Origin of the sequence: Flavobacterium glycogeni, from assembly GCF_048286775.1 — a bacterium.
Taxonomy (GTDB): Bacteria; Bacteroidota; Bacteroidia; order Flavobacteriales; family Flavobacteriaceae; genus Flavobacterium.
Genome location: NZ_JBLVPV010000018.1, coordinates 42,730 through 64,290, shown reverse-complemented (window position 1 = coordinate 64,290; position 21,561 = coordinate 42,730). Strand labels below are relative to the sequence as shown.

The 21,561-nt window shown below is 35.0% G+C and carries 22 protein-coding genes; 11 read left to right on the top strand and 11 right to left on the bottom strand.

The window, feature by feature from the left end:
• Window positions 1-128 precede the first annotated feature (128 nt).
• From gcvP to ACNQGX_RS13690, 6 genes are all read left to right on the top strand, one after another.
• Window positions 129-2,978 (top strand): aminomethyl-transferring glycine dehydrogenase, encoded by a 2,850-nt coding sequence (gcvP, locus tag ACNQGX_RS13715; RefSeq protein WP_417977136.1) that lies wholly within the window; start codon window positions 129-131, stop codon window positions 2,976-2,978.
• Between the two features lie 289 nt (window positions 2,979-3,267).
• Window positions 3,268-4,326, top strand: a complete 1,059-nt coding sequence (locus ACNQGX_RS13710; RefSeq protein WP_417977134.1) for a 3-oxoacyl-ACP synthase III family protein — start codon at window positions 3,268-3,270, stop codon at window positions 4,324-4,326.
• Between the two features lie 265 nt (window positions 4,327-4,591).
• On the top strand, window positions 4,592-5,116 hold the full coding sequence (locus tag ACNQGX_RS13705) for a methyltransferase (RefSeq protein WP_417977132.1): 525 nt from the start codon (window positions 4,592-4,594) through the stop codon (window positions 5,114-5,116).
• Window positions 5,116-5,964: a glycosyltransferase family 2 protein gene (locus ACNQGX_RS13700; RefSeq protein ID WP_417977130.1), complete on the top strand. Its 849-nt coding sequence runs from the start codon at window positions 5,116-5,118 to the stop codon at window positions 5,962-5,964. Before ACNQGX_RS13705 ends, ACNQGX_RS13700 begins: the two co-directional genes overlap by 1 nt.
• 68 nt (window positions 5,965-6,032) lie before the next feature.
• The gene (locus ACNQGX_RS13695; RefSeq protein ID WP_315211282.1) at window positions 6,033-6,782 is read left to right on the top strand and encodes an MlaE family ABC transporter permease; all 750 of its coding nucleotides are present in this window, start codon (window positions 6,033-6,035) and stop codon (window positions 6,780-6,782) included.
• On the top strand, window positions 6,779-7,540 hold the full coding sequence (locus ACNQGX_RS13690; protein ID WP_417977128.1) for an ABC transporter ATP-binding protein: 762 nt from the start codon (window positions 6,779-6,781) through the stop codon (window positions 7,538-7,540). Before ACNQGX_RS13695 ends, ACNQGX_RS13690 begins: the two co-directional genes overlap by 4 nt.
• A 153-nt stretch (window positions 7,541-7,693) precedes the next feature.
• Here ACNQGX_RS13690 and ACNQGX_RS13685 read toward each other — a convergent pair whose 3' ends face one another.
• The 3 genes from ACNQGX_RS13685 to ACNQGX_RS13675 form a co-directional block, all read right to left on the bottom strand.
• Window positions 7,694-8,488: a hypothetical protein gene (locus tag ACNQGX_RS13685; RefSeq protein WP_417977126.1), complete on the bottom strand. Its 795-nt coding sequence runs from the start codon at window positions 8,486-8,488 to the stop codon at window positions 7,694-7,696.
• A 264-nt stretch (window positions 8,489-8,752) separates the two neighbouring features.
• Window positions 8,753-9,355, bottom strand: a complete 603-nt coding sequence (locus ACNQGX_RS13680) for a SprT-like domain-containing protein (RefSeq protein WP_131916970.1) — start codon at window positions 9,353-9,355, stop codon at window positions 8,753-8,755.
• 102 nt (window positions 9,356-9,457) lie between these two features.
• Window positions 9,458-10,135 carry an SDR family NAD(P)-dependent oxidoreductase gene (locus ACNQGX_RS13675; protein ID WP_417977124.1) on the bottom strand — a complete coding sequence of 226 codons (678 nt, stop codon included), beginning with the start codon at window positions 10,133-10,135 and terminating at the stop codon, window positions 9,458-9,460.
• A gap of 133 nt (window positions 10,136-10,268) precedes the next feature.
• Here ACNQGX_RS13675 and ACNQGX_RS13670 point away from each other — a divergent pair, with 133 nt between their 5' ends.
• Window positions 10,269-10,838: a GNAT family acetyltransferase gene (locus ACNQGX_RS13670; protein ID WP_417977122.1), complete on the top strand. Its 570-nt coding sequence runs from the start codon at window positions 10,269-10,271 to the stop codon at window positions 10,836-10,838.
• Between the two features lies 1 nt (window position 10,839).
• Here the strand turns inward: ACNQGX_RS13670 and ACNQGX_RS13665 are convergent, their stop codons facing one another.
• Genes ACNQGX_RS13665 through ACNQGX_RS13635 form a run of 7 tightly spaced genes read right to left on the bottom strand, consistent with a single transcriptional unit; the run spans window position 10,840 to window position 16,263 of the window.
• The gene (locus ACNQGX_RS13665; protein ID WP_417977120.1) at window positions 10,840-11,811 is read right to left on the bottom strand and encodes a M28 family peptidase; all 972 of its coding nucleotides are present in this window, start codon (window positions 11,809-11,811) and stop codon (window positions 10,840-10,842) included.
• 52 nt (window positions 11,812-11,863) lie between these two features.
• Window positions 11,864-12,517, bottom strand: a complete 654-nt coding sequence (locus tag ACNQGX_RS13660) for a hypothetical protein (RefSeq protein WP_417977118.1) — start codon at window positions 12,515-12,517, stop codon at window positions 11,864-11,866.
• Between the two features lie 4 nt (window positions 12,518-12,521).
• Window positions 12,522-13,571, bottom strand: coding sequence for an ATP-grasp domain-containing protein (locus ACNQGX_RS13655; protein WP_417977155.1), 1,050 nt, complete (start codon window positions 13,569-13,571; stop codon window positions 12,522-12,524).
• A gap of 24 nt (window positions 13,572-13,595) precedes the next feature.
• Window positions 13,596-14,306, bottom strand: coding sequence for an NRDE family protein (locus tag ACNQGX_RS13650; RefSeq protein ID WP_417977116.1), 711 nt, complete (start codon window positions 14,304-14,306; stop codon window positions 13,596-13,598).
• On the bottom strand, window positions 14,294-14,782 hold the full coding sequence (locus ACNQGX_RS13645) for a DinB family protein (protein ID WP_417977114.1): 489 nt from the start codon (window positions 14,780-14,782) through the stop codon (window positions 14,294-14,296). The genes ACNQGX_RS13650 and ACNQGX_RS13645 overlap by 13 nt, the downstream gene beginning before the upstream one ends.
• A gap of 9 nt (window positions 14,783-14,791) precedes the next feature.
• Complete coding sequence (locus ACNQGX_RS13640; protein ID WP_417977113.1) at window positions 14,792-15,082, bottom strand: DoxX family protein; 291 nt, start codon at window positions 15,080-15,082, stop codon at window positions 14,792-14,794.
• 41 nt (window positions 15,083-15,123) lie between these two features.
• The gene (locus ACNQGX_RS13635; RefSeq protein ID WP_417977111.1) at window positions 15,124-16,263 is read right to left on the bottom strand and encodes an acyl-CoA dehydrogenase family protein; all 1,140 of its coding nucleotides are present in this window, start codon (window positions 16,261-16,263) and stop codon (window positions 15,124-15,126) included.
• 88 nt (window positions 16,264-16,351) lie between these two features.
• Between ACNQGX_RS13635 and ACNQGX_RS13630 the strand changes: the two genes are divergently transcribed.
• The 4 genes from ACNQGX_RS13630 to ACNQGX_RS13615 all read left to right on the top strand — a co-directional run bounded on the left by ACNQGX_RS13630 (window position 16,352) and on the right by ACNQGX_RS13615 (window position 20,667).
• A complete protein-coding gene (locus ACNQGX_RS13630) occupies window positions 16,352-17,419 on the top strand; it encodes an anhydro-N-acetylmuramic acid kinase (RefSeq protein WP_417977109.1) in 1,068 nt (355 codons plus the stop codon).
• Window positions 17,420-17,496: 77 nt separating this feature from the next.
• Window positions 17,497-18,075 carry a chalcone isomerase family protein gene (locus ACNQGX_RS13625; protein WP_417977107.1) on the top strand — a complete coding sequence of 193 codons (579 nt, stop codon included), beginning with the start codon at window positions 17,497-17,499 and terminating at the stop codon, window positions 18,073-18,075.
• 86 nt (window positions 18,076-18,161) lie between these two features.
• Window positions 18,162-19,388, top strand: coding sequence for a Glu/Leu/Phe/Val dehydrogenase dimerization domain-containing protein (locus tag ACNQGX_RS13620; protein ID WP_417977105.1), 1,227 nt, complete (start codon window positions 18,162-18,164; stop codon window positions 19,386-19,388).
• 379 nt (window positions 19,389-19,767) lie between these two features.
• Window positions 19,768-20,667 (top strand): energy transducer TonB, encoded by a 900-nt coding sequence (locus ACNQGX_RS13615; RefSeq protein ID WP_417977103.1) that lies wholly within the window; start codon window positions 19,768-19,770, stop codon window positions 20,665-20,667.
• A gap of 497 nt (window positions 20,668-21,164) precedes the next feature.
• Here ACNQGX_RS13615 and ACNQGX_RS13610 read toward each other — a convergent pair whose 3' ends face one another.
• A complete protein-coding gene (locus ACNQGX_RS13610) occupies window positions 21,165-21,560 on the bottom strand; it encodes an ExbD/TolR family protein (RefSeq protein ID WP_417977101.1) in 396 nt (131 codons plus the stop codon).
• Window position 21,561 lies beyond the last annotated feature (1 nt).

Sequence of the window (21,561 nt, the reverse complement as noted above, 5' to 3'; positions counted from 1 at the left end):
TGTTAACAAGAATGACTTTTAGTTGAAAAATTCACAGAAAATCAAGTTAAAAAAGTCTTTTAATAGCAGATTAATATTTATTTTTACAGCCTTTTAAAACAAGAAACACACAACCCATTTTATATATAATGAAAACAGACGCTTTTGCATTAAGACACATTGGCCCAAGAGAAAATGATCTAGAACACATGTTGAAGACAATTGGGGCAGCAACACTTGACCAATTGATCCAAGAAACTATCCCAAGTGATATTCGTTTAAAATCTGATTTGGACTTGGAACCTGCTATGACTGAATATGAGTTTGCAAATCACATCCAGAAATTAGGGAATAAAAATAAAGTTTTTCAATCGTACATTGGTTTAGGCTACAATGCAGCCATTATTCCTGCGGTGATCCAAAGAAATGTATTTGAAAACCCAGGATGGTACACTGCTTACACACCGTATCAAGCCGAAATTGCACAAGGTCGTTTAGAAGCGATTTTGAATTTCCAAACGATGGTTATCGAATTAACCGGAATGGAAATCGCTAATGCTTCGCTACTTGATGAAGGAACTGCCGCTGCTGAAGCAATGGCATTACTTTTTGATGTTCGTTCTCGCGATCAAAAGAAAAACAACATTAATAAATTCTTCGTTTCTGAAGAAATATTACCACAAACTTTATCAGTTTTACAAACACGTTCTACGCCAATTGGTGTTGAATTAGTAATTGGAAACCATGAAACATTCGATTTTTCGTCGGACTATTTTGGAGCAATCCTTCAATATCCCGGAAAATTTGGACAAGTTCATGATTATACTACTTTTATCGCTAAAGCAGCTACAAACGAAATAAAAGTAGCCGTTGCCGCAGATATTTTAAGTTTGGCAAAATTGACTCCTCCGGGAGAAATGGGTGCTGCTGTAGTTCTAGGAACAACACAACGTTTCGGAATTCCGTTAGGTTATGGTGGTCCACACGCTGCTTACTTTGCTACAAAAGAAGAGTACAAAAGAAGTATGCCGGGAAGAATCATCGGTGTAACTGTTGATACTGATGGAAATCGTGCCTTGCGTATGGCATTACAAACACGCGAGCAACACATTAAACGTGATAAAGCAACTTCAAACATTTGTACCGCGCAAGTTTTATTGTCAGTTATGGCAGGAATGTATGCCGTTTATCATGGTCCAAAAGGATTGCAATATATTGCCAATAAAGTGCATGCTTCGGCAGCAACATTGGCAAATGAGTTAGAAAAATTAGGGTTACAACAAACCAATACTGCTTTCTTTGACACAATTGTTGTTACCGCTGATGCCAAAAAAGTAAAAGTGATTGCCGAACAAAATGAAGTTAACTTTTATTACATCGACGAGAATACGGTTTCAATTTCCTTAAACGAAACAACAAGTATTGCTGATTTAAATAAAATTGTTTCGATTTTCGCTTCCGCAAAAGGCACTCAAGCGACTACAATTGACAGTTTATCAGAAACCAATCATTTTCCAGAAAACGTAAACAGAACATCAACGTTCTTACAACATGATGTTTTCAATAAACACCATTCAGAAACAGCTTTGATGCGTTACATCAAAATGCTGGAAAGAAAAGATTTAGCATTGAATCATTCTATGATTTCATTGGGTTCTTGTACCATGAAACTAAATGCCGCTTCAGAAATGTTGCCTTTGAGCATGGCACAATGGAATAACATTCACCCGTTTGCACCACTTGATCAAGCGCAAGGATACCAAGAAATGTTGGCTAAATTAGAACAACAGTTAAATGTTATCACTGGTTTTGCCGGAACTACTTTACAACCTAACTCTGGTGCTCAAGGGGAATATGCCGGATTAATGGTAATTCGTGCGTACCACCAATCAAGAGGAGATCACCATAGAAACATTGCTTTAATCCCATCATCAGCGCACGGAACAAATCCTGCTTCAGCAGCGATGGCCGGAATGAAAGTTGTGGTTACTAAAACATTGGAAAACGGAAATATTGACGTTGAAGATTTACGTGAAAAAGCTATTTTACACGCAGCCAATCTTTCTTGTTTGATGGTAACCTATCCTTCAACTCACGGTGTTTTTGAAAGCGCGATTAAAGAAATTACACAATTGATCCACGATAACGGCGGGCAAGTCTATATGGATGGTGCCAACATGAATGCTCAAGTTGGATTGACAAACCCTGCAACTATTGGTGCTGACGTATGTCACTTGAACTTACACAAAACATTCGCTATTCCTCATGGAGGTGGTGGACCTGGTGTAGGACCAATATGTGTTGCACCACAATTAGTGCCATTTTTACCAACAAATCCTGTAATTCCAACAGGAGGTTCAACTGCCATCACAGCAATTTCTGCTGCCCCTTGGGGTTCTGCTTTGGTTTGCTTAATCTCTTACGGCTATATCTGTATGCTTGGCGCTGAAGGTTTGAAACAATCTACTCAATATGCGATTTTAAACGCGAACTATATTAAAGAAAAATTAAACGGTCATTATGACACGTTATATTCTGGAGAAATGGGTCGTGCGGCACACGAAATGATTTTGGAATGCCGTCCATTTAAAGAAAAAGGAATTGAAGTAACTGATATTGCAAAACGCTTGATGGATTATGGTTTCCATGCTCCTACCGTTTCTTTCCCAGTTGCCGGAACTTTAATGATTGAACCTACTGAAAGTGAAAACTTAGAAGAATTAGACCGTTTTTGTGACGCGATGATTGCTATCAGAAAAGAAATTGAAGCAGCCACATTAGACAATCCAAATAATGTGTTGAAAAATGCGCCGCATACTTTGATGATGGTCACTACAGATAGCTGGAATTTCCCATACACTCGTGAAGCAGCAGCATTCCCATTAGAATACATTGCCGAAAATAAATTCTGGCCTACCGTTCGTAGAGCAGATGAAGCGTATGGTGATAGAAATTTAGTTTGTTCTTGTGCGCCAATTGAAGCGTACATGGAAAACTAATTTTTAAATTAATTCAAAAAAAAATGTCTCGAGAAATTGAGGCATTTTTTTTCTTTAAAATTACACAAACTTTAGAAAATAGTTTAATGTAATTTCTCAAAATATCCATTTTATCAATCGCAACAATTAGGAAATAAATATCACATCGTTTTTTGCGATTCGTAATAAAATAATCAATATTTTTGCCAATAAATTATTATTTCACAATTATATGCATGCATAGTAAATTTTGTGAGTGTACTAATTTATTTATCATTAAATTAGCTTGAATTTTTGGAAAAACAACCCGATGAAAATAAAAATAACTGGAATAGGAAGTTATATTCCTGAGAAAAAAGTAAGCAATACTGACTTTAGCGAACATGTTTTTTTGAATGAAGACGGAACCGCTTTTGGCTACCCAAATGAAGTAGTCATTAATAAATTTAAAGGAATAACCGGCATAGAACACAGACGTTATGCCGAAGACCAATATACCTCTTCTGATTTAGCTTTTTTTGCTTCTCAAAAAGCAATAGAAAATGCAGGAATTGATCCGGAAACAATTGACTATATCATCTTTGCACATAATTTTGGTGATGTAAAATGCGGAACAACTCAATCCGATATGATTCCTAGTTTGGCCACCCGTGTCAAACACAAACTACAAATAAAAAATCCAAAATGCGTAGCCTACGACATTCTTTTTGGATGTCCGGGCTGGATAGAAGGTGTTATGCAAGCCAATGCTTTCATCAAATCTGGTATGGCAAAACGCTGTCTGGTAATAGGTTCTGAAACACTTTCCAGAGTGGTTGATGCCCATGACAGGGATTCCATGATTTATTCGGATGGTGCAGGTGCTTCTATCATTGAAGCTTCTGATGATGAAACCGGAATGTTAGCGTACGAAAGCGCGACTTATGCAAATGACGAGGCTGGATATTTGTTTTTTGGAAAATCCTATAATCCTGATTTAGACCCAGACATTCGTTACATAAAAATGTATGGACGCAAAATCTATGAATTTGCATTAAGCCAAGTTCCTGCGGCGATGAAAAGTTGTTTGGACAAAAGCGGATTGGGAATTGATGACGTAAAAAAAATTCTTATTCATCAAGCCAATGAAAAAATGGACGAAGCTATAATAAACCGTTTTTACAAATTATACGACAGACCCGTTCCAAAAGACATCATGCCGATGAGCATTCATGAACTGGGAAATAGCAGTGTAGCCACCGTTCCAACTCTTTTTGACTTGTTAATTCGCGGAAAAATTGAAAACCAATCCATACAAAAAGGCGATGTTCTTATCTTTGCATCCGTTGGAGCAGGAATGAACATCAACGCATTTGTTTACAGATATTAAAATTGCGAGGAACGCAACAATCAGGAGCTATCCCGATAACCATCGGGACGGCTGTACACTACAATCCCGATAGCTATCGGGACTCACTACAAAACTTGTTTTTATAAGGTGCAAGAAAGCTTCTTTCGGTCGCTTTTTGCACCTTGAAAAACTACATTTTGAAGCTCCGGGATTTTCATTCCCATCCGGGCTAAAAAACAATGCCCAAAAACACATTTATTACTATATTTGTGCCTTCGTGCCCTAGCGGCAAAATCAAAAAAACATGTACGAAAAAACGTTTCCCAATAAAAGATTCAAACATACTTTAGAATTTCTAAAAAAACACGTCTCAACTTCAGAGACCATATTAGATTTAGGTGTTGAAAATCCTTTCTCTAAAATCATGATATCCGAAGGATTTGCAGTTACAAATACAACAGGAGAAGACTTAGACAAAGACCAATCCGTATTTTCAACAGAAAAAAAAGATGTGGTAACCGCTTTCGAAATCTTTGAACATTTACTAAATCCTTACACGATTTTAAGCGAAATAAAATCGGATAAACTTTTTATATCTATCCCAATGCGTTTGTGGTTTTCACCAGCATATCGAAGTAAAACCGACATGTGGGACAGACATTATCACGAGTTTGAAGATTGGCAACTGGACTGGCTATTGGAAAAAACGGGTTGGAAAATAATCGACCGTGAAAAATGGACAAATCCAGTAAAGAAATTTGGTCTTCGTCCCTTATTGAGAAAGTTCACCAATAGATATTATATCGTTTACGCTGAAAAAATAAAATAATGAATTATTATATTGTTATTCCGGCTCATAACGAAGAAGCTTTCATTGCTTTAACTTTAGATTCTTTGATTTCTCAAACTGTTTTACCCAAAAAAGCAGTGATTGTCAATGACAATTCCACGGATAAAACGGCTGAAATCGTAACGGCTTTCGCCAAAGAAAATCCGTTTATCTCATTGGTAAACAAAACTTCCAGCGCCATACATTTACCGGGAAGTAAAGTCATTCAGGCTTTTCACAAAGGTTTCGAAACTTTGGACGAAGAATATGACGTAATCGTAAAACTGGATGCCGACTTAATTTTACCCAACAATTATTTCGAAACTATTCTAAATATTTTCGAAAAAGATGCAACTATAGGAATGGCTGGCGGATTTGCCTACATTGAAAAAAATGGCGAATGGATTCTGGAAAACCTAACGGATAAAGACCATATTCGTGGTGCATTCAAAGCCTATAGAAAAGCATGTTTTCAACAAATAGGGAATTTAAAACCTGCTATGGGTTGGGATACTGTTGATGAATTATTGTCAAAATTTTACGGATGGAAAGTCGTTACAGATGCTTCCTTAATCGTAAAACACCTAAAACCAACTGGAGCAAATTACAACAAAACGGCCCGCTATAAACAGGGAGAAGCGTTTTACACTTTAGGTTACGGATTTTTAATCACTTCCATAGCTTCGGCAAAACTGGCCATGATGAAAAAGAAACCGTTACTCTTTTTAGATTACATCAAAGGTTTTTGGAAAGCTAAAGCAGCTAAAACACCATTATTGGTTACCGCAGAACAAGCAAAATTCATTCGTAAGTATCGTTTGAAGAAAATGAAAGAAAAAATTTTCTAACGAAAACTACGAACGCATAACTTATAACTCATAACTATTTTTGTAATTTAGCCCATAATCACAAAACTATGATGCTCATTCGATATATAACGCAGATAGGAAGATACTTCTTAATGCTAAAAGAAATTTTCAATAAACAGACAAAATGGTCTGTGATGAAAAATCTAATTTTTAAGGAAATAGACGATTTAATTATTGGTTCCCTTGGTATTGTAGCATTCATTTCTTTCTTTGTTGGAGGTGTTGTTGCCATACAAACTGCATTGAACCTGACCAATCCATTAATTCCAAAATATCTTATTGGTTTTGCCACAAGACAATCTGTAATATTAGAATTTGCGCCTACGTTCATCTCGGTGATTATGGCTGGAAAAATGGGTTCTTTTATTACATCAAGTATCGGAACTATGAGAGTGACAGAACAAATTGACGCACTGGAAGTGATGGGAGTTAATTCGTTAAACTATTTAGTTTTTCCAAAAATAATTGCCTTATTACTTTATCCATTTGTTATTGGAATCAGTATGTTCCTAGGTGTTTTGGGTGGCTGGATGGCTGGCGTTTATGGCGGTTTTACTTCAAGTGACGAATTTATAAATGGTGCACAATTGGATTTCATTCCGTTTCATATCGTTTATGCTTTTCTTAAAACATTGATTTTTGCCATGTTATTAGCAACTATTCCTTCTTTTCACGGATATTATATGAAAGGTGGCGCACTTGAAGTAGGGCGCGCAAGTACCGTATCCTTTGTTTGGACATCAGTTACCATAATTACTTTTAATTACATATTAACTCAATTGTTACTTGGCTCATGATAGAAGTAAAAAACATAGAAAAATCATTTGGCGGTATCAAAATCCTTAAAGGCGTTTCCACTGTTTTTGAAACAGGAAAAACGAATTTAATTATTGGACAAAGTGGATCCGGAAAAACCGTGATGCTAAAAAGTCTTTTAGGAATTCATACTCCTGAATCTGGAACCATTTCATTTGACGGGAGGATATATTCTGAGCTCGCTCCAGATGAAAAACGTGATTTACGAACTGAAATCGGAATGGTTTTTCAAGGAAGTGCCTTGTTTGATTCCATGACAGTTGCCGAGAACGTAGGCTTTCCATTAAGAATGTTCACCAAAGACAATAATTCAAAAATTCAGGAGCGTGTAGACTTTGTATTAAAAAGAGTCAACCTAACTGATGCACATAAAAAACTACCTTCGGAAATTTCAGGAGGAATGCAAAAACGGGTAGCTATTGCGCGCGCGATTGTAAACAATCCAAAATACTTGTTTTGTGATGAACCAAACTCTGGTTTAGATCCAAATACGGCTATTTTGATTGATAATCTTATCAAAGAAATTACCGAAGAATACAATATCACGACAGTAATAAATACGCATGATATGAACTCCGTGATGGAAATTGGAGAGAAAATCTTGTTTCTTAAAGATGGTTTAAAAGCTTGGGAAGGAACTAAAGAAGAAATTTTCAGAACCGATAACGAAGCTGTTGTGGCCTTTGTTTATTCTTCGAATTTATTCAAAAAAGTACGGGAAGCGTATCTGAAAGAGTAAACTAATACGTTTAATGCTATACTCCTTTAAACTACTTTTTTTGATTTGTTTTGTTTTATTGCAAATAAATCATTTCCATAATTTTAAGATTCAGGGTTAAAATTGTAGTTTTCATAAGTTCGGTTTTTAAAAAATAGTTTTTAAAAATATTTTTTACTGCATATTAAATCGATATTGAATTCCAAATCTCAGAATTGGGCTTATAAGATACCCCGAGTTGTAATAGGTAGAATTCCCATTGACTGATTGACTTTCCAGATTATTCAGTGCGGTTGAAACTCCAATTTGTGAGGTTAATACTAAATTCTTTTTAGGCAAAAATTTATAATTGAAATTCAAAGTTGGATCTAATAAAAAGACTGATTTATTGTTAAAGTAATTTTCATTATTATATTCAAAGTGGGTAAACTTTAGATAGGAGAATTTTAAAGAATATCCAAAATCGAAATTTTCTCTACACTTCATCATATTAAATTGAGTAAAAATCTTGAAATATTTTTGCTTCAAATGATCTTTTTCTTCTGGAAGATCGTTGGTGAAAAAATCAAAATTATTTACTTTTTGTGATTCAAAACCCGCCAATAATTCTAAATTTTTGTAATTGCCAATTCTTCCTAATTCTTGAATACCAACCCCTAAACTAAATCCTGAATTTTGTTTTTCAAGAGTGCGATTAGAGCCCAATAGTGGAGTGTAATTTAAACTGGAATTATCAAAGTTATAGGTTCCAAAAGCAAAATACTTTTTAGTCAAATTATAAATCATCTGTGCTTGTACGCTTTGAAACTCATAATTAACTCCCAAATTAAAGGTTCCTTTTTCACTGTCAGCAACAACTATATTGGATACTGCCTTATAATACGATTCTCCGTAATCAAAAAAAAGATCTTGTGCTGCTAACGATTTTGAGAGGAAGATAAATACGAAACAAATGATTGTATTTTTCATATTTCTATTATTTAAAATGATGGAGTTTTAAAGAATGTGAGCAGAGTTGCAAATAGGAATAGTAGGTTTTTCATGATTATATTGTTTTACATGAAGGTGAGACAATATTGTAAATATAAGATAAAATTTACATAAAATTACCGTAAAACACCTGTTCCACATTTACATGCATGAAAAAGCAACTATTAACCAAGTGATTATAGAATATGTTTATTCTTCTAATGTATTCATAAAAGTACGGGAAGCGTATCTGAAAGAGTAAAGCTAGCTTGATTTCAATAACTCCACCTCAGCATTTGGGTTGAATAAATAGGTTCTTCCAGAACTCATTTCGAGGCACTCAAAACGCTTGGTTCTTATCGCTACTTTCTTGAAAATCTTTCCGTTTTGGATTCGAAAAACACTACCATACGGAATTTCGAATACATAGTTTTTATCATTTTGTTGGTCAAATTGTTTCAGTGCCAAAGCCAAAGTAGCATCAGTGTCGCTGCTGGCTGTTGGATTTTTGAAATGTCGAGCCAACAAAGGCAACAAGTGATTCGGGAAAATTTCTGGTCGAATGTAGGGAATCATCAACCTTTGAAAAGAATATTTCCACTCATTCCCATGAGGTTTGATATGTCGCCCAAATTTTTCAAAAGCCACCAAATGAGAAATTTCATGAATCAACGTAATCAAGAACTTGTATTTATTCAGATTTGAATTTACCGTGATTTCATGCTTCCCATTCAACCCTTTTCGATAATCTCCATGACGCGTCTGCCTTTCGTTAACAATCTTAAGATGTACTTGATTGGCAACAATAAGTTCGAAAACGGGTTTTACCGCATGCTCTGGAATGTATCTGGCTAAGGTTTCGCTCAAAGTAGTTGGAGGTTAGGAGTTAGACTTAAAAGTTAAGAGTTCTGTGTTGGAATAGCCGTTTAACGTATAACGTCTAACAAACAACACGTAACGAATAACCTATTACGGATTAGTAGAAGAAACTTGCAGCACTTTGCCATTGAAATATTTATTTCCAGTCAAAGTGAAATCATAAATATAATTGGCCATTTCACCCGCTGATATTGGTGCTTGGTAACCTGGAAAAGCTTCCGCCAGCATTTCTGTTTGAACAGAACCCAAAGCTAAAACATTGAAAGAAATCCCACGCTCTTTGTATTCTTCTGCTAACAACTCTGACAACGTAATAACAGCACCTTTACTGGAACTATAAGCTGCCAATCCGGCAAACTTCAAACTTCCCTGAATCCCGCCCATAGAACTTATCGTTACTACGTGGCTTCCTTTTTGTAAATAAGGAAGGCAAATTCGAGTTAAATTAGCGACTCCAAAAACATTGACTTTATAGATATTTTCAAAATCTTCCTGAGTGGTTTCTGAAAAGGGTTTCAACAATAAACTACCTGCGTTATGAATGACTGCATCTATTTGTTTCCAAGACTTGGAAAGAAAACCGCTTACTTTTTCCAATTCAGATTCATTGGATAAATCAACTGAAAGACACGTGATATTTTCGTTCCCTAATAAAGCTTGAGGGATTTTTCTGGAAATGGCTAATACTTGGTGTCCTGCATTGGCAAATTGCAATGCCAACTCAAATCCTATTCCCCTACTCGTTCCTGTGATGATGATATTTTTCATGAAACAAAAATAAACAAAAACAGTAAAAAAGTAGCGCTTTACGCAAAGGATTGTTGCCACAATAAAAATTAAAAATCCCTATAATTTTACTTATTTTTGACAAAGTAAATTAACATCTGAATTCCAAAAAAAAATGACAGAGAGCATACAATTTGAAACTGCAAAAATGAGTGACATTGATGGCGTATTGGCATTACAGGAATTGTATCTTGTAGCTAATTTATCCGAAGAAGAAAAAGCTTCCGGGTTTGTTACCACGCCATTTACAATACAGCAACTAACCGAAGTTATCAATGAAAACGACTTATTTATTGCCAAAGACAATACCAAAATCATTGCTTACATTTTTGCAGGAAGTTGGGATTTTTTCAAACAATGGCCCATTTTCAATTACATGAGTTCATTGTTTTCCGACCTGACCTTTTTAGATTTTGAAATTACCACAACCAATAGTTTTCAATATGGTCCTATTTGCATTCACAAGGAATATCGAGGAAAAGGATTGATAACGCCACTGTTTGAATTCATGAGAACACACATGGTGCAAAAATACCCATTGAGTTTGACTTTCATCAACAAAATTAATATCCCATCAACCAAGGCGCATACCGAAAAATTAAAATGGACCATTATTGGGGATTTTCAATTCAACAATAATGACTATTTTATTTTGGCGTACGATATGAAACAGGCCGTTTCTTAAACTATTTAAGCATTATGATTTCTTGTGTCGGCGTGTTTACCATTTGCGTTACAGCAGGCAATAATTCCTGAATAAAGGAAGTCATGTGGGGAATATCCATCGCTTTGAAATCATCCGAAACATGATGGTAAAATTCAAAATTTTCAAAATCAAACGTACTCACAGATTGACAAGGCACTTTGAAAACATCATAAAAAGAAAAGTTATCTGATCTGTAAAACAATTGAAATTCAGCTTCTTTTGGAAGAAAACCAATCGTGTTTTTTCCGGTATATTCATTGATTTTACCCGCCATATTGGATTTATCAAAACCAGTAATATAAGCTAGATAATCTCTTTTCATTGGCACACCAATCATTTCAATATTGAACTGGACGTACAATTTAAAATCTTGTGCTTTCAGTTTTTTGGCTAAATGTTTAGACCCTAACAACCCTTTTTCTTCTCCTGCAAAAAACACAAAAAGAATACTTCGCTTATTATTTTTGGCGATGCTAAAATATTTCGCCATTTCAGCAACTGCAGTTGTTCCTGAAGCATCATCATTCGCACCATTGTTTATGAAATCTCCATTTACACCTTTTTTACCCAAACCAATATGATCGTAATGAGCGCTTAGAATTATAAATTCATCTTTAAGAACTGGGTCGCTTCCTTCAATAAAACCTACAATATTAAAAGCTGGTTCCTTGAAAGTTGATAACGTATCGCGATACGACTTGAAATAAGGCTTAACATTGTTATTCTTAAAAAACTGCTCCAAATAATCCGCAGCTTTTACCATTCCTATTGTACCGGTTTCTCTGCCTTCCAATTCATCCGAAGCTAAATATTTCAATGTTTCGGCAACATCATTTTCTTTTACTTTATACGCAATTGACGACGGATAACTTGTTGCGGTCTCATTTACAACCGAAGTAATTGGTTTACAACACAAGAAAAGAAATGGAAGTAACAGAAAAATTTTTTTCATAATTAAAGTGGATTATTGTTGATAAAGACAAATGTGAATTAGCATTAAACTTTTATGTTTCGATTCTTTTTCGATAATATTTCTTGTAGACTTTACCCATTTGGACAAGAGCCAAAACCACAAAAAATGACGGAATTATTACTGGCATTACATATTTAGAAAAGCCGGTTGTGTTTTGAGATAAGGCATTTAATATCAAAACTAAAGTCAGCATTCCAAGAAATGTACCTATTAAAGTCCCTGCAATATAATACTGTTTTAGCTTATTTACAATGGAAATATAATTCCCATTCATCAAATAGAGATTCCAACCTGTCCAAAATGGCAATTGAAGGAAATTGATACAATTCAAAAACACGCCAATCAGGAAAGGAGAATACATCGCATATTTCTCTAAAATTCCTTGTTGCTCTATTGTTTGATTGGAATGAGCATAAAAAGAATAGCCTAAAATCAACAGAAAGAAAACGGAAAAAAAATCAATGATCTTCATTAATTTTTTATTATTGACCAGTTGCTTTGCGAAAATTAAAGTAAAATAAATCACAAACATCTCCACGAAAATCACTCCTAACAAAAAGAAAATCAAACTGTTCATCCCTAGTTTTGAATAAATTTCAAAACCAATAACATTCAAATATCCTAAGGGTATCGAACCGACAAAGCTCACTAAAAAACCAACAAAAATGTTCTTTAATGCCTTCATGATTTTAGAAATTTACAATTTTATTGCTTTGTTCCAAATGCATTCTATATTCCTTCATACCATCTTTATGCAGTAAATACGGAGCTCCATTTTTATGGTTTGCCACACTTATTTCATACATATACGTAATGTGACGCGCGAGTTCTTTCCATGCAAAAAGCAAAGAATGCTTTGGATCATAAATATGTGTGGGTTCACTTGCAGCGCCATTCAACTCCACGACTGAAAAGTTTAATCCTTGTTCTAATTCTTCAATTGTATTGTACATCACATCCAATCTGCCAAAGTAGAAACCAGGAATTTGCAGACACATTTCGTTAATGGTTTGCGTCAATTTTGATGTTATCCAATGGCTTCCGTCAATGAATTTTGCACCTCTTGCATGATTTCCATAAGGCACCAAATTCAATTTTTCTCCTTTTGGAAGAATATCGAGTAGTTTTCTTCCGTATTCCTGTTTCAAAACCTTTAATTGCAGTTCGTATCGAGGATTTTCTTTGATCAATTCTTCTACGGTAGAGAACCCATTTCCGGTAATGATGAGAAATTCTTTAGAAACGATTCCTGTAATTCTGCCGGCTTTTTCATGAGGATAACGCACATAAAAAATTCCAACTTCGTTCTCGTAAGGAATTAAATCCTGCACTACATAATCGAAATTTGCTTTGTCAGCATATCCTTTTAAATCGGCAATCGTATTAATTTTTTTAACCCCCGATCCTCGCAGTCCAATATCTGGCTTTGCAATCAAAGGGTATTTTATTTTTGCTTCTTCAATAGAATTTAAAATTTCTTCAAGAACAGTTCCTTCTTTTATTAATTCCGTTTTTGGATAATATTGTTGTGGAATCAAATCGTAAATTTCTTTTTTGGACTCCATTATAAACCCGCCATTTTTTATGGTTGGATTAGAGGCATTAAAGAAAAAAATGGATTTTGCCTTGATGGAATAATAGGACCATAAAAAATAAATAGGAATATAAACAATCTGGAAGGGCCAATATTCCCAATGCGTAATTTTATGAAAAAATAGTTTGCTTCGCCTGTTCGTCATAACTCGGGTCAATATATTTTTTTTTTAAACGGTGATAAATGAGGTAGAAAAATCCTGCTGTGCAATCAAATCGTAATGCAATATAGCTACTTTATTTTTTTCAATAACCGATTGCGTGATACTTAACGTTTTCATCTCGTCATTTCTATTGATAACCAAACCGTTTTCATCATTCCCCTCTTCGGTATAGCGATGAAAATCGTGCATTTTTGATTCAGAAATTTCAGAATTGTCATCCATAAAAGCATGAAACCAATTGGCACGTTTTTCACGAATCGCTGATGGATACAATGTTGACGAAGACCAAATATGATTTTCACGAATATCCAAAGGAGTTGTTTCTTTTTCTTTTCCGTTCCAGCGCAATTGAAAAAGAGCGTTATTTTGAAATAAAACTAACGTAAAAGGTTCTATGTTTTCCAAATCAATTTCGGTCCAGAAATCCTTTGGCGAAAAGCTGCTGATCATATCTAAAACAATCAAACCACGGCTTTTTCGATAGGGAAGTTGCACTTCATGCTTTTCGTCGGCACCATTTAACAGCACCAAAATTGTTCCGTCTGTATTAGCAACAAACCAAGTCCCTCCCGCTTTTGGATCTTTTGGAAAAATAAGATTTTTTCCGTTTACGGTATAATTTCTTGGAGGTATTGCACTCGGTCTTACTGTTTTTTCATCCCGATTGGAGGTAATGATAATTTTATCATTCGTTGTTACAAAACTTACTGTGCACATTGTTTTCTATATTCTATTGTAGATCGTGCAACACCAAAATTAGAATCAATTGTCACTGTTTCACATTGTAAAATAGCCACTTTTATAAGCGCCTGATGATGAATACAATGTTCTAAATTATACAGTAATTCTCTGAAATAGTTGCTTTCAATTCGAATTTCCTCTCCATCAATAACTTGCAACAACTCGATGTTTTTATTTTTTTTATCTAAATTTTGTTGAATCAACACAATATTTTCAATAGCAAAATCGGTATCCGTTTGAATACAAGTATTTCGTTCTCTTTTATCATAATTCACAAGACCTGAATCATATTGATTTTCTAAACACTGAAACATCTCTATAATATGCCTTGTATGCTCTCCTATAGTTGCATTACTTAATTCTGCACAAGAATTTGAATATTCATTTTGTGACAATTGATTCAGCAAATCAATTAGTTCGTTTAAACTATTATTTATAGAAGGTATTAGCATATTTAAGTTTTAATTCAACAAATTCATTACTTTATTTCTATCCTTAAAAACTAAAGTAGCACAACAAAGAAAGGTAATTAGTGCCAAAATAAAAAGTGTACCACCATCATTTTTCACTTCAATCCCAAGTACGAACAGATGAACAAAAATCGCACCAACCATAACGCCACAACCCATTATAGCTCCAAAAAGTGAAGTTTTTGGTATTAAAATCAAAATTGCCGTAATCAACTCCGCTATTCCAGTACCAATTCTTCCATAAGGCTCTACACCCAAAGCAGAAAAACAAAACCCTTTCAAATCAGAACTTGAAAGGGTTTATAAAATCTTATGAATTTTATTTATGAAACTAATGTTCTTGAAATTACAATTCTTTGTATTTCAGAAGTTCCTTCATAAATTTGAGTAATTTTAGCATCACGCATCATACGTTCCACATGGTATTCAGCTACATATCCATTTCCACCGTGAATTTGAACAGCTTCAATTGTAGTATCCATAGCGGTTTGCGAAGCAAACAACTTAGCCATGGCGCCTGATTGTGAAATATCTTTCCCTTCATCTTTTTCAGAAGCTGCTTTCAAAACTAGCATTTTTGCAGCCATAATTTGAGTAGCCATATCCGCTAATTTGAAAGCGATTGCTTGGTGTTTGAAAATTTCTTTCCCAAAAGCTTTTCTTTCTTGTGAATATTTCAATGCCAATTCAAAAGCTCCGGTTGCAATTCCCAATGCTTGAGATGCAATACCGATTCTTCCGCCATTTAAAACTGACATTGCGAAATTAAACCCAAATCCATCAGCTCCAATTCGGTTTTCTTTTGGAACTTTTACATCAGTGAACATTAAAGAATGCGTATCTGATCCACGGATTCCCATTTTCTTTTCTTTTGGTCCAATATCAAATCCGGCCCAACCTTTTTCAACGATAAAAGCATTGATTCCTTTGTGTCCTTTTTCAATATCCGTTTGAGCAATTATAATATAGGTAGATGCCGAAGAACCATTGGTTATCCAGTTTTTAGTACCATTTAATAAGTAATGATCTCCTTTATCTATTGCAGTTGTTTTTTGAGAAGTGGCATCTGAACCCGCTTCTGGTTCTGATAGACAAAATGCTCCAATCACTTCCCCTTTTGCAAGTGGAACCAAATATTTCATTTTTTGCTCTTCATTGCAATATTTTTCTATACCGGCACAAACTAATGAATTATTTACAGACATAATTACTCCAGCAGAAGCATCAACTTTTGAAATTTCGGTCATAGCCAAAACATACGAAATACTATCTAAACCGGATCCGCCATATTTAGGATCGACCATCATTCCCATGAAACCCAAATCAGCCATCATTTTCACTTGTTCAGTAGGAAACTTTGAATGTTCGTCTCTTTCTATAACTCCAGCTAACAATTCAGCATTTGCGAAATCTCGTGCCGCTTGTTGAATCATTAAATGCTCTTCAGTCAGATTAAAATCCATATTTTTATAGTAAATTAAATGTTCTTAAATTTGTCGACAAAAGTAATTATTAAAAATCAGATTTCAAACGATTTCGTAAATTTAGCCAATGTTTAAAAAAAAGTATACCATTATCGGTGTTATGTCTGAAACTTCTCTCGATGGAGTAGATTTGGCGCATATTGTCTTTACTGTAAAAAATAATAAATGGGAATTTCAAATCTTGGAATCCGAAACCGTTTCGTATAGCATTGATTGGTTAAACAAATTGAAAATAGCGGTAGGTTTTTCTGAAGCTGCTCTCGAAAAATTAAATCAAGACTACACCCAACTTCTGGCTACCATTATTTCTGGTTTTATCGAAAAACACGAAATAAAAAATCTCGATGCCGTTTGTTCCCACGGACATACTATTCTACACCAACCACAAAACGGATTTACTTTACAAATTGGCAACTTACCCGAAATCGCGGCTTTAATTAACCAAACTGTAGTTTGTGATTTCAGAGTTCAGGATGTACAACTTGGCGGTCAGGGCGCTCCTTTGGTTCCTATTGGCGACCGAATTTTATTTTCTGAATACGATTACTGTATGAATTTAGGTGGTTTTTCGAATGTCTCTTTTGAACAAAACAACAAAAGAATCGCCTTTGACATTTCGCCTGTAAATACCGTTTTGAATTTTTATGCGAATCAATTGGGTTTGGACTATGATGACAAAGGCAGTATTTCAAGAACCGGAATTTGTAACGAAGACCTATTGAATGAATTAAATGCTTTGGATTTTTATCAAAAGAAACATCCTAAATCATTGGGTTTTGAATTTGTAAAAGAAACAGTTTTACCAATTATCGGCAGCTATTCCATTCCAATTGAAGATAAATTATGTACTTTTACGGAGCATGTGGCATTGCAAATTGCTTTGGCTTTGCCAAATAAAAACGGAAGCCTTTTTATCACTGGCGGCGGCGCTTACAATGATTTTCTTATGGAGCGCATTCAATTTCATTTACCGGAAATGACAATTATTATTCCGTCAACTAAAATCCTGGAATTCAAAGAAGCGTTGATTTTTGCTTTACTCGGCGTTTTAAAACTTAGAGGTGAAATTAATGTCTTATCAAGCGTTACTGGTGCCAAAACTGATCACAGTTCAGGAGTCGTTTATGATAATTGAAACATTTTAACTAAACTATATTTTCCTCATCGCTTAAAAAGACTAATTTTGCCAAAAATTTTAAACCTACACAACTCATGAGAAAGATCTTATTACCCTTATTTACACTGTTTTTACTTATTCAATCCAATATCACTACAGCGCAAACCCAATTTGATGTTAATGGTGTTATTGTTCCAAGAGAAATAAAATTCCAAAATAAAACGCTTCAGCTTAACGGATTTGGAACCAGATCAAAAATGATGATCGAAGTATACGTTCAAGCATTATACTTAACAACACTTTCTCAAGATGCAAAAGATATTATTGATAGTGATACTGAAATGGCTATCAGAATACAAATCACCTCTTCAATGGTTTCATCAGGTAAATTAACCCGAAATTTAAATAAAGGTTTTGAACTGTCTTCTAAAGATATTCTTGATACATTATTACCAAGAATGGAACAACTTAAAGGTATGTTAAGCGATGAAATTGTAGAGAATGATGTTTTTAATTTGATTTATAATCCTACTGACACTTCTGTTTGGGTTTACAAAAACGATAAATTAAAAGGCAAAATAGCAGGATTTGATTTCAAAAAAGCATTCTTTGGAATTTGGTTGTCGGACAATCCTGTGGGTGAAAATCTTAAAAAGAATTTATTAGGCCAGTAAAAATTATTGTCCGAAATTATTCCAGAAACACATAATTCGCATTATTCTATTTTTTATATTTGTCAAAAATAAACATATCGCAATAAATGAAAGATTTATTAAAGAAATTCGAAAATAAGGAACCTGAGATAGTTTTCCATTGGAAAGATGCCGAAACCGAAGCTGAAGGATGGACTGTCATCAATTCCCTTCGTGGTGGTGCAGCCGGTGGTGGAACTCGTATGAGAAAAGGCTTGGATATGAATGAAGTTTTGTCTTTGGCAAAAACTATGGAAGTGAAATTTTCGGTTTCTGGACCTGCTATTGGCGGTGCTAAATCCGGAATTAATTTTGATCCAAATGATCCAAGAAAAAAAGGCGTTTTACAACGTTGGTATAAAGCCGTTTCTCCTTTATTGAAAAGTTACTACGGAACTGGCGGTGATTTGAATGTAGATGAAATTCACGAAGTGATTCCAATGACGGAAGAATGTGGCGTTTGGCATCCGCAAGAAGGTGTTTTTAACGGTCACTTCAAACCAACCGAAGCGGACAAAATCAACAGAATTGGACAATTGCGTCAAGGTGTGGTGAAAGTGATTGAAAATCCAAAATTCTCTCCTGATGTTTCCAGAAAATATACTATTGCTGACATGATTACCGGTTATGGCGTTGCCGAAGCCGTTCGTAATTATTACACTATTTATGGTGGAGACGTAAAAGGGAAGAAAGCAATCGTACAAGGTTTTGGAAATGTAGGTTCAGCTGCTGCTTTTTACTTAGCCGAAATGGGTGCTAAAGTAATTGGTATCATCGACAGAGATGGTGGATTAATCAACGAAGATGGATTCACTTTTGAAGAAATAAGAGCCTTATTCCTTGCAAAAGACGGAAACAAACTGGTTGCCGAAAATATGATTCCTTTTGAAGAAATCAATCAAAAAATCTGGACAATTGGCGCTGAAATATTCACTCCATGTGCCGCTTCCAGATTAGTAGCTCAATCTCAAATTGACAGCTTAATTGCTAACGGTCTTGAAGTAATTTCTTGTGGTGCGAATGTTCCTTTTGCCGACAAAGAAATCTTTTTTGGTCCAATTATGGAAGATGTAGATCATAAAGTGAGTTTAATTCCTGACTTTATTTCTAATTGTGGTATGGCGCGTGTTTTTGCTTACTTCATGGAAAAGAAAGTACAAATGACAGATGAAGCTATTTTCCAAGACACTTCGGAAATCATTAAAAAAGCAATTGAAAAAGCACATAATTTGAATCCAAGTAAAACAAATATTAGTGCTACTGCTTTTGAAATCGCATTGAAGCAGCTTACTTAAAATAAAATAGCATTCTTTATATTTATCGGAAAAGGGATTAAGCAGATTTTAAAATCTATTTAATCCCTTTTCTCATTTCTAGTTTTAAGCGAAAAGGTAGTTTTTACCGCTAATTCGTTGATTTTAATGAAAATTTCTATCTAAAATTAACCACTTTAAGCGGAATTCCCACACACGAGTGAAGCGAACTGACGAAGTAAATTAGTTTCTCTAAAATCTCAAAATTCAAGTTTTCAAAAAATAAATTTGCGGATCTGCGGTTATTTTAAAAACTCATGTGTTAACCGTGTTATATTACGGCAGTAGCTTTTTACTCTTAACAATTTTTAGTACTTTTCAACGTTTTTTAGTAATACACTTTTTAAAATTTAAAATACAAATGAGTTCCACCATTTCATCAGATCAAAAGAAATCCTTAGCACTATCCATTCTTTTGTATGCGACAATGTTGTTAATTTTATTTTTCATCCGATTTTGGCCACCTGCAAACATGGATGAACTTGCTGGCGGCGGAGGTGGCGGTGGCGTTACCGTAAATTTTGGCGACAGCGATTTCGGTTCTGGAGCAAATTATAAAAGTGAAGTTTTGGAAGTAAAAAATCAAACCAGACAAACGCCTGCAAAATCAACTCCGGAGGAAGCTATTTTATCTCAAGAAAATAGCACTGAAGAAAGTGTTGTGATTCCGCCGAAAGAAAAAACTAAAAAACCAACAGTAGTTGTAAAAGAAGAAACAAAACCAGTGGTTGTAAAACCTAAAGTTTCTAATAATACAAATGATGCTTTATCCAGTATATTAAAAGGTTCTAATAAAGGCGGCGATGGCGATGACAAAGCAGCCGGAAACAAAGGAAAAGCTAACGGAAGCTTGAGTTCTAACGGTTATTATGGAACGGGTGGTTCCGGTGGAGGAACTGGCGGAGGAAACGGAACTGGAACTGGAATAGGAACTGGCAGCGGATATGGCTCCGGAAGCGGTGGAGGAACCGGAAGTGGTTCTGGCGGAGGAGTTGGATATTCGTTAGGAAACAGAAAAGCATTATCTAAACCCGCACCAAAATACACTTGCAACGAACAAGGAAAAGTCGTAGTAGAAGTTTCTGTTGACAGAACCGGAAGGACTGTAAATGCAGTTGCCGGCGTAAAAGGAACAACAAATACTGCAAAATGTTTATTAGATCAAGCCAGAATTGCTGCGATGAACACAAGATGGGATGCGAGCAGTGATGCCCCAGAAAAACAAGTCGGTAAGATTGTTTACAATTTCAATTTGAATTAAAACAATTAGGAGCACCACTTTTTCGTTTTTTAACAACACTTGTCCCGCTGTACGTTCTATCTTTTTATAAGGTGAAGAAAAATCACCTTATAAAAAAGGATGCCACTCCCATCGGGGCTAGGTTACAGCTCTATTTTTCATAACATCTTTCCCTGGGTTGGAACAAATTAGTAATGGATTTTGTCATTGCGAGGAACGGGCGCCATCGCATAACGGGAGCAACAACTGGGATTGCTTCGTTCCTCGCAATGACAGTTAAGGCTATGTGCTTTGCACTATACATTTGGTGGTTTACGAATTTGCGTGAGGGATTACTTCACATTATATTTTTTCTCATAGGAGTTCAGTGAATTTCATTTGGAGCAAGTACCGAAGTACTGCGGATAGCCCGACCGCAATAGAAAAAGGGGCTAATCAGCTTAGTGTTGATTAGCCCCTTTTTCTATTGTGGTCACACCCAAATGATGCGATTGCTTCGTAAAAACTCGCAATGACAGTTACTTGGGACTGGTAGCAATCACAAACTTCAGATTATTCTTCACTCCTATTTGCAGTACGTCAACTAAATCTTGTACTTGCAAGTTAAATGGAATTCTCACAATAACTGTTTGATCTTTCTCTGAATTCATCTTAGACATCAAAGCCGTTTCGAGTTCTTCAAATGAAACCGCTTGCTTGTCTATGTAGAATTTTTTATCCTCAGTAACAGATAAACTGATGTATTGCTTGTTTGTTTTCTCGTTAGATTTGGCTTTTGGCAATGTCATTTTGATAACATTAGGATTGGCCAACGTTGATATAATCAAGAAAAACAACAACAAGAAAAACATAATATCACTTAATGACGAAGTAGCCACCTCGGCATGAAATCTTCTTTTTCGTTTTATAGACATG